Raw genomic sequence first — 7,964 nt, 5'->3', positions numbered from 1 at the left:
CCCACGGAAAGCGAAGTGCCTGGAGTGGAAATCAACAGACTAATTAAATTGAACAAAAATATAGACAGCTTGGCAACTTCGTTATCATAAACCCTAAGGTTGTCTCATATATTCATAGGGAACTAGGAGAGACAAGGTCAGCTATGGTCATTTTGGAAAACAAATCTCTTTTTAAAGAAAGAATTTGTTTTGATTCCACTGCCTGATCCCTGCCTTTCTCTTCTCTATAATCATATGAAATGAGACAAGAAGGGGTTGAAGGAATGAAGAAAAAGTTAGTGCTGCTCATGACAGGACTGATGGTCATCTTTTTACTAGCTGCCTGTGGCTCTAAATCACAAGATGACGTGGTGAAAGAGTTAAATGGTAAATTAGGAGATTTATCGAGCTACAAAGTGAACGCGAAAATGACATTGAAAATGGGGGCAGATTCACAAGTTTATAACGTGGAAATCTGGCATAAGGATCCTACTTTCTATCGCGTCAATTTAAAGAATGCCGAAAAAGATCAAAGTCAAATGATTTTAAGAAATAACCAAGGGGTATTTGTCCTTACTCCTGCCCTAAATAAAAGTTTCCGTTTCCAAAGTGATTGGCCACAAAACAGCAGCCAGGCTTATTTGTATGAATCACTAATCAAGGATATTGTTGCGGACAAAGAGGCCAAGTTCTCCTCTACTAAAGACTTTTATGTGTTTGAAACAAAAACTCGTTATCAAAATAATAGTATGCTTCCATTCCAGGAAATTAAACTAAATAAGAGTGACCTATCACCTGCAGTTGTAAAGGTAATGGACCCGGATCGAAATGCGCTTGTGACTGTAGAGTTTTCGAAGGTTAAATTTAATGCGAGCTTCGATAAAGACGATTTCGATATGAAGAAGAACATGACCCGTGCCCAGCTTAATTTGCCGGCGATGGCAGATGGCGGCGACAAATCCTTTAGCGTGAAATATCCTACTGTGGAGCTGAAAGGAACAAAGTTAATTGGCGAAAAAGAAGTAGCCATTGAAGATGGAAAACGAGTGGTCCTCACTTATGACGGTAAAAAGTCATATACACTTGTACAAGAAAAAGTAACTGCGAAGGTAGCGTCTACAACACCAACCTATGTTGAGGGCGATATTGTGGATTTAGGTCTCACCATTGGAGCAGTAACGGATCATTCGATTTCATGGTCACATGGTGGTGTCGATTACATGATCGCATCGAAAAACCTAACGAAGGATGAAATGATCGAGGTGGCAAAATCCGTTCAGGGTGATGCTGTAAAATAGGGAATTAATGAAGCAGGCCCATTAAGGGTCTGTTTTTCTTTTTGTAGAAGTTGTAATATAGTAACTTGAAAAGTAGTCTGTTATTTTTTTGTGATAAAATAATTTAATGTGTTAAATTTAATTAGGAAGTGGAAGTATGGAAGATCAAGGCTATTTCTATCGGGATACATGGGCAGAAATCGATTTAGATTGTATCTCAGAGAATGTCACCTCCGTAAAAAAACATCTGCCTCAACAGGTTTCAATAATTGGAGTAGTAAAAGCGAACGCTTATGGTCATGGGGATGTACAAGTCGCAGAAACGGCATTGGCTGCCGGTGCGTCATATTTAGCGGTTGCCTTCATGGATGAAGCGATTGCTTTGAGAAATAAAGGGATTGAAGCTCCCATTCTTGTTTTAGGAGCGACAAGGCCAGAAGATATCAATATGGCAGCTAAGTTTTCAATCACCCTTACCGTTTTTCAAGAGGAATGGCTGGAAGAAGCAAAAAAACATCTACAAACCGATCAAACAGTGGCTCTTCATATCAAAGTAGATACGGGTATGGGGAGAATTGGTGTCCGAAGTGTAGAGGAGCTACACTCTATTCATCGACTCATCGGTGAGGATGAACGCTTGGTTCTAGAAGGTGTGTATACTCATTTTGCAACGGCGGATGAACTGGATCAAAGCTATTTTCAGCAGCAGCTGGAGTTATTTGAAAAAATGATTTCATCATTGCCGGAACGTCCGAAATACGTACATTCAAGTAATAGTGCTGCTGCTATACGGTTTCCAAAGGCCTATTTTAACGCGGTTCGAATAGGGATTGCGATGTACGGGCTGACTCCATCTTTAGAAATGGAAAAAGAAATCCCTTTTTCGATAAAAGAAGCCTTCTCCTTACATTCACGGCTTGTCCATGTGAAAAAACTGACAAAAGGTGATAAAGTGAGCTACGGGGCCACGTACGAAAGTGAAGACGAAGAGTGGATTGGGACGATTCCGATTGGTTATGCAGACGGATGGCTGCGTAAGCTTCAAGGTCAGGAAGTGCTGGTAGCGGGTGAACGTTCGCCAATTGTCGGTAGAATCTGTATGGATCAATGCATGATACGCCTCCCTAAATATGTACCAGTTGGAACTACGGTTACTCTAATTGGAAAGCAAGAAAATCAATTCATTTCCGTGAATGAAATCGCTCAAAAACTCGAGACAATCAACTATGAAGTGCCATGTATCATTGCAAATCGAGTTCCTCGCCTTTATAAAAAGGGCGATAAAATTGTCGATTTGAAAAATGATTTGTTGAACAATTATCAGTCCTAAAAAAAGAAATTTAAACATATTTATGTTATTGCGGTAAATTGTGCATAAAAGCATCTTTTATTGGCTTATAATACAGTAGAATTATATTTAGTCTATGAATTAAGGTTGAATAGTGTTATTATTAAATATGGTACAGATAAATTATATTGGTGTGTAGTGATGGTGGAGGTGTATGTTTGTGTCTGAATCCGGCGCAACTACGGAAATCTTGGTGAAATTACCGCAACATCTTTTAACGGAATTAGATGGTTTCGTTAAGCAAGAAAATGTGAACCGAAGCGAGTTTATCTACCAGGCAACAAAAATGTATCTACGCGAACGTAAAAAGAGACAAATTCGCGAGTCTATGAGACGTGGATACATGGAAATGGCTAAAATTAATCTAAGAATTGCGTCAGAAGCATTTCAAGCAGAATATGAGGCAGAACACACAGTTGAACGTCTTGTAAGCGGAGGATAATCCTTTGATTGTCAAGCGTGGTGACGTTTATTTCGCGGACCTATCCCCAGTTGTTGGTTCTGAACAAGGCGGCGTCCGACCAGTACTTGTCATCCAAAACGACATCGGGAATCGGTTTAGTCCCACAGTGATTGTTGCAGCGATTACAGCTCAAATTCAAAAAGCTAAGCTTCCTACTCATGTAGAGATTGATGCGAAGCGCTACGGATTTGAACGAGATTCGGTCATTCTGTTAGAGCAGATTCGTACAATTGATAAGCAGCGGTTAACCGATAAGATTACCCATCTCGATGACGAAATGATGGAGAAAGTGGATGAAGCCTTACAGGTAAGCTTAGGTCTCATCGAATTTTAGTATTACAGCACGCTCTTTACAAAAAGAGCGTTTTTTCATACATATCCTGACCTCATTCTATAATTCTGCCTAAAGCAAGCTACGCCAGCTTGCTTTTCTTTTTGTTAAAAACTGCTTTTAGCAGCTTTAATGAAACGTTTCCTGAATTTTGGTACAATATGTAAGGGAAGTAGAAGTCCGTATACTAGATAAATACAAAATGGAGGATTGTTTTGTGAATGATACAATTGTAAAAGATGATCAATTACTAGGAAAAATCGCTGCTGAACAATCAATTTCTTATAAACAAGTGAAGAGTGTCATTTCATTACTTGAAGAAGGTAACACTGTTCCCTTCATCGCTCGTTACCGCAAGGAAATGACAGGAGCACTTGATGAAGTTCAAATCCGAAATATTTTAGAGAGATGGCAATACATACAGAATCTTGAACAAAGAAAAGAAGAGGTCCTTCGGATTATTGCAGAGCAAGGCAAACTAACGGACGAGCTCAATCGTGCTATTACAAAAGCTGAAAAGCTTCAAGAAGTGGAAGATTTATACCGCCCTTATAAACAAAAGCGACGGACAAAAGCGACTGTTGCTAAAGAAAAAGGATTAGAGCCTTTTGCGGAGTGGTTGATGACTTTTCCGAAAGAGAGTATCGAAGGAAAAGCAAAGGAATTCTTATCCGAGGAAAAACAAGTCCTCACCATTGAAGAGGCAATTGCTGGTGCGAAAGATATCATTGCAGAAATGGTTTCAGATGATGCGGAAAGCCGCAAATGGATTCGCAAAGAGACCTTCAAATCTGGCACGGTTGCCTCAGTTGTAAAAGATGCGGAAAAAGACGAGAAAAATGTGTACGAAATGTACTATGAATATGAAGAACCAGTTAATAAAATTGTTCCCCACCGCACGCTTGCTTTGAATCGCGGGGAGAAGGAAGACATCCTGAAGGTATCGATCAAAATGAATGTCGATTTAATCTTGACCTACCTTTCAAGAAAATGGATTCGTAATCAACACTCACCAGTAGCACAGGTGATAGTAGAGGCGATTGAAGATAGTTATAAGAGACTTATTCAGCCATCGATCGAACGCGAAATTCGTAGTGAGTTAACCGAAAAAGGGGAAGAACAAGCCATACATATTTTCTCTGAAAACTTAAAGAATCTGTTATTGCAGCCGCCGTTAAAAGGAAAAGTGGTTATCGGTGTCGACCCTGCATATCGGACAGGTTGTAAATTAGCGGTTGTTGATGAAACGGGTAAGGTATTAAAGATTGATGTGATTTATCCGCATCCTCCGGTTTCGAAAACAAAAGAAGCGCGTGAAAAGTTTATTTCTATTCTGCGCGAGTATAAGGTGGAAATGGCCGCAATCGGAAATGGAACAGCCTCTAGGGAAACGGAACAGTTTGTTGCTGATATCCTAAAAGAATTGAATGAGGAAATCTTTTATTTAATTGTGAATGAAGCGGGTGCTAGTGTGTACTCTGCCTCTGACATTGCTAGAGAAGAGTTTCCTAATTTTCAGGTTGAAGAAAGAAGTGCTGTTTCTATTGCAAGACGTTTGCAGGATCCACTTGCCGAGTTGGTGAAGATTGACCCGAAATCAGTGGGTGTTGGTCAGTACCAGCATGACGTAACGCAAAAACGTTTATCCGAATCACTACATTTTGTCGTTGAGACAGCAGTTAACCGTGTAGGTGTAAATGTAAATACTGCTTCTTCCTCTTTGCTGCAGTACGTGGCAGGTCTGAATAAAACGGCTGCCAACAATATTGTTAAGAAGCGTGAAGAGGAAGGGAAGTTCACCAGCAGGGTTCAACTAAAGAAAGTCCCTCGTTTAGGTGCGAAAACATATGAGCAAGCGATTGGCTTCTTACGAGTATTAGACGGGAAACAGCCGCTAGACCGCACCGGTATTCATCCGGAGAACTATGATGAGGTTAAGAAATTATTATCAAAGTTGGGCTTTACCACGGATGATTTAGGAACGGAAGCATTAAAAGTCGCACTAAGCGGTCTTGATTTAAAGTCTGTTTCTGAAGAGTTATCGATTGGTGAGTTAACCCTAAAGGATATTATTGATGCTTTAGTCAGACCGGAACGTGATCCGCGTGATGATTTACCAAGACCGCTACTGAAAAAAGATGTTTTAAAGCTCGAAGACTTGAAGGCTGGAATGGAGCTTCAGGGAACAGTTCGTAATGTCGTCGATTTTGGTGCGTTTGTAGATATCGGTGTAAAACAGGATGGTCTTGTTCACATCTCTAAGCTGAGTAACCGTTTTGTCAAGCATCCGCTAGATATTGTTTCAGTTGGTGATGTAGTAACAGTGTGGGTGGATTCAGTTGATATGAAAAAGGGCAGGGTCGCGTTAACGATGCTGCCACCGTCAAAACAATAATGGAAAAAGGAAACACTGCTTTTTAATATAATAAGAAAGGATAAACTCGACTTCGAGTATTGTCCAGCTCCAGCGCCTAGCCAGTTTTCATCCTGAATAATCTGCCTCGAGTATCTTGTAACAATCATGGCTTGATAAAGCGATGATTGTTACAGCTCGGGTCAAATAACCTTCTGCAATAAAAGTCAAAGAGCGACTTTTCTTGCAGAAGGTTATTTGCCTGTCGGGGCTGATCAAGGCGCTTGCGCATTTCTTATGAGCAGTGTTTTTTTCTGTAAAAAAACCAGCACTGGTTTAAGAGTTTGATCTGGTAGCGGTCCTTCTCATAGAAAGCCCTTTTCATTTGGTTTTGCAACCAAGTTGGCATAATGAAAACCTCCCGAAAAGTTCGTCACCATTAATGGTATAAACAATATATGCTATAATAGGTTGTCACGTTCGCGAAAAAGGGGATGAAAGGTAAGATGACCGAGCAGGAATTGCAAATATTAGTCGAAAAGATCTCTGTTGAGTCATTTGGAAAACCTTTTAGTCACCAAGCGACCTTTAATCCGAGATTACGTTCTACTGGAGGAAGATATCTACTAGGGACACATAATATAGAGATCAATAGAAAATACTTAGAGCAGTTAGGGGAAGATGAGCTAATCGGCATAATTAAACATGAGCTTTGTCATTATCATCTTCATCTTGAGGGGAAAGGTTATCAGCATAAAGATGTAGACTTTAAGGCATTGCTGAAAAAAGTAAAAGCTCCTCGATTCTGTTCTCAGCTCCCGGATAAAAAGGTAAAGCTTTCAGCGAAAAAACTCCTAATATACCAATGCTCAAATTGCCAGATCACCTATACAAGAAAAAGAAGTATCAATACCAGCAGATATGTATGCGGCAAATGCCGAGGTAAGCTTGTGAAAGCTAAGGAAATAATAGTAGGCTAGAGTGAAAAATCTGGAATTGAATTTTATCTAAAAACTATGTTGACTTTCTGTTAAAGCGTCATTATAATGTAAAGAGTCGACAGGGCAAACGCCTTGTTAAAGACAAGATAAACATTATTCCGCAGTAGCTCAGTGGTAGAGCTATCGGCTGTTAACCGATCGGTCGTAGGTTCGAGTCCTACCTGCGGAGCCATTATGGGGAAGTACTCAAGAGGCTGAAGAGGCGCCCCTGCTAAGGGTGTAGGTCGGGTAACCGGCGCGAGGGTTCAAATCCCTCCTTCTCCGCCATAATAATTTATACGGCCCTTTGGTCAAGCGGTTAAGACACCGCCCTTTCACGGCGGTAACACGGGTTCGAATCCCGTAAGGGTCATCAGGGACGGGGAGTGACATTGACTCATTTCCTGTTTCTTAATCTTTATAATTAGTATTTACAATATTGGGCTATAGCCAAGCGGTAAGGCATCGCACTTTGACTGCGACATGCGTTGGTTCAAATCCAGCTAGCCCAGCCATTTTTCTTCAATGAGCCAATTGCTCAGTTTTAGATAAAATGAGCCATTAGCTCAGTTGGTAGAGCATCTGACTTTTAATCAGAGGGTCGAAGGTTCGAGTCCTTCATGGCTCACCATTTTAAATGAATATGCGGGTGTGGCGGAATTGGCAGACGCACCAGACTTAGGATCTGGCGCCGCAAGGCGTGGGGGTTCGACTCCCTTCACCCGCACCAACCAAACATTTCCTGTTGAAATGAATTAGTTATCGTGTTATGATTGTCTTTGTCGCTAACTATCCTGCGGTCGTGGCGGAATGGCAGACGCGCTAGGTTGAGGGCCTAGTGGGGGCAACCCCGTGGAGGTTCAAGTCCTCTCGGCCGCACCAAAAACTTTATTGACAAACCAAACTGAGTATGATATACTTTGAAAGTTGATTTTAAAAGATGCGCCCGTAGCTCAATTGGATAGAGCGTCTGACTACGGATCAGAAGGTTATGGGTTCGACTCCTTTCGGGCGCGCCATTCTTATTACGGGAAGTAGCTCAGCTTGGTAGAGCACTTGGTTTGGGACCAAGGGGTCGCAGGTTCGAATCCTGTCTTCCCGACCATTCAACATTTTTAATAATTATATGCGGGTGTAGTTTACTGGTAAAACCTCAGCCTTCCAAGCTGATGTAGTGGGTTCGATTCCCATCACCCGCTCCAAATTTTGTTCTAAGATTGTTCTTTGAAAACT

Annotated in this window: 7 protein-coding genes and 10 tRNA genes; 16 read left to right on the top strand and 1 reads right to left on the bottom strand. The window is 41.1% G+C overall.

What is annotated here, in order from left to right; translation table 11 throughout:
• Positions 1–263: 263 nt before the first annotated feature.
• The 5 genes from ABES03_RS04915 to ABES03_RS04895 all read left to right on the top strand — a co-directional run bounded on the left by ABES03_RS04915 (position 264) and on the right by ABES03_RS04895 (position 5,793).
• Complete coding sequence (locus ABES03_RS04915; protein WP_430115656.1) at positions 264–1,277, top strand: LolA family protein; 1,014 nt, start codon at positions 264–266, stop codon at positions 1,275–1,277.
• Positions 1,278–1,413: 136 nt separating this feature from the next.
• Complete coding sequence (gene alr, locus ABES03_RS04910) at positions 1,414–2,586, top strand: alanine racemase (RefSeq protein WP_430115654.1); 1,173 nt, start codon at positions 1,414–1,416, stop codon at positions 2,584–2,586.
• Between the two features lie 178 nt (positions 2,587–2,764).
• The gene (locus tag ABES03_RS04905) at positions 2,765–3,046 is read left to right on the top strand and encodes a CopG family ribbon-helix-helix protein (RefSeq protein ID WP_071354167.1); all 282 of its coding nucleotides are present in this window, start codon (positions 2,765–2,767) and stop codon (positions 3,044–3,046) included.
• A gap of 4 nt (positions 3,047–3,050) precedes the next feature.
• Complete coding sequence (gene ndoA / locus ABES03_RS04900) at positions 3,051–3,401, top strand: type II toxin-antitoxin system endoribonuclease NdoA (RefSeq protein ID WP_007083556.1); 351 nt, start codon at positions 3,051–3,053, stop codon at positions 3,399–3,401.
• 214 nt (positions 3,402–3,615) lie between these two features.
• Positions 3,616–5,793, top strand: coding sequence for a Tex family protein (locus ABES03_RS04895; RefSeq protein ID WP_430115651.1), 2,178 nt, complete (start codon positions 3,616–3,618; stop codon positions 5,791–5,793).
• 253 nt (positions 5,794–6,046) lie between these two features.
• On the opposite strand, the gene cmpA is transcribed toward ABES03_RS04895, so the two are convergent.
• Positions 6,047–6,160 (bottom strand): cortex morphogenetic protein CmpA, encoded by a 114-nt coding sequence (cmpA, locus tag ABES03_RS04890; protein ID WP_007083554.1) that lies wholly within the window; start codon positions 6,158–6,160, stop codon positions 6,047–6,049.
• A 97-nt stretch (positions 6,161–6,257) separates the two neighbouring features.
• Here cmpA and ABES03_RS04885 point away from each other — a divergent pair, with 97 nt between their 5' ends.
• The 11 genes from ABES03_RS04885 (at position 6,258) to ABES03_RS04835 (ending at position 7,933) form a co-directional block, all read left to right on the top strand.
• The gene (locus tag ABES03_RS04885; RefSeq protein ID WP_430115649.1) at positions 6,258–6,731 is read left to right on the top strand and encodes a SprT family protein; all 474 of its coding nucleotides are present in this window, start codon (positions 6,258–6,260) and stop codon (positions 6,729–6,731) included.
• Positions 6,732–6,849: 118 nt separating this feature from the next.
• Positions 6,850–6,924: transfer RNA gene (locus ABES03_RS04880), tRNA-Asn, on the top strand.
• Positions 6,925–6,928: 4 nt separating this feature from the next.
• Positions 6,929–7,019 (top strand) — tRNA-Ser (locus tag ABES03_RS04875).
• A 13-nt stretch (positions 7,020–7,032) separates the two neighbouring features.
• A tRNA-Glu gene (locus ABES03_RS04870) sits at positions 7,033–7,104 on the top strand.
• Between the two features lie 67 nt (positions 7,105–7,171).
• Positions 7,172–7,246, top strand: a tRNA-Gln gene (locus ABES03_RS04865).
• 40 nt (positions 7,247–7,286) lie between these two features.
• Positions 7,287–7,362, top strand: a tRNA-Lys gene (locus tag ABES03_RS04860).
• Positions 7,363–7,376: 14 nt separating this feature from the next.
• A tRNA-Leu gene (locus ABES03_RS04855) sits at positions 7,377–7,461 on the top strand.
• A 66-nt stretch (positions 7,462–7,527) separates the two neighbouring features.
• Positions 7,528–7,613: transfer RNA gene (locus ABES03_RS04850), tRNA-Leu, on the top strand.
• A 60-nt stretch (positions 7,614–7,673) separates the two neighbouring features.
• A tRNA-Arg gene (locus ABES03_RS04845) sits at positions 7,674–7,750 on the top strand.
• A 9-nt stretch (positions 7,751–7,759) separates the two neighbouring features.
• Positions 7,760–7,836: transfer RNA gene (locus tag ABES03_RS04840), tRNA-Pro, on the top strand.
• Positions 7,837–7,859: 23 nt separating this feature from the next.
• Positions 7,860–7,933 (top strand) — tRNA-Gly (locus ABES03_RS04835).
• Positions 7,934–7,964: the final 31 nt, after the last annotated feature.

Origin of the sequence: Neobacillus rhizosphaerae, from assembly GCF_050477885.1 — a bacterium.
GTDB classification, from domain to species: Bacteria; Bacillota; Bacilli; order Bacillales; family Cytobacillaceae; genus Neobacillus; species Neobacillus rhizosphaerae_A.
This window is presented reverse-complemented; position numbering and strand designations above follow the sequence as displayed.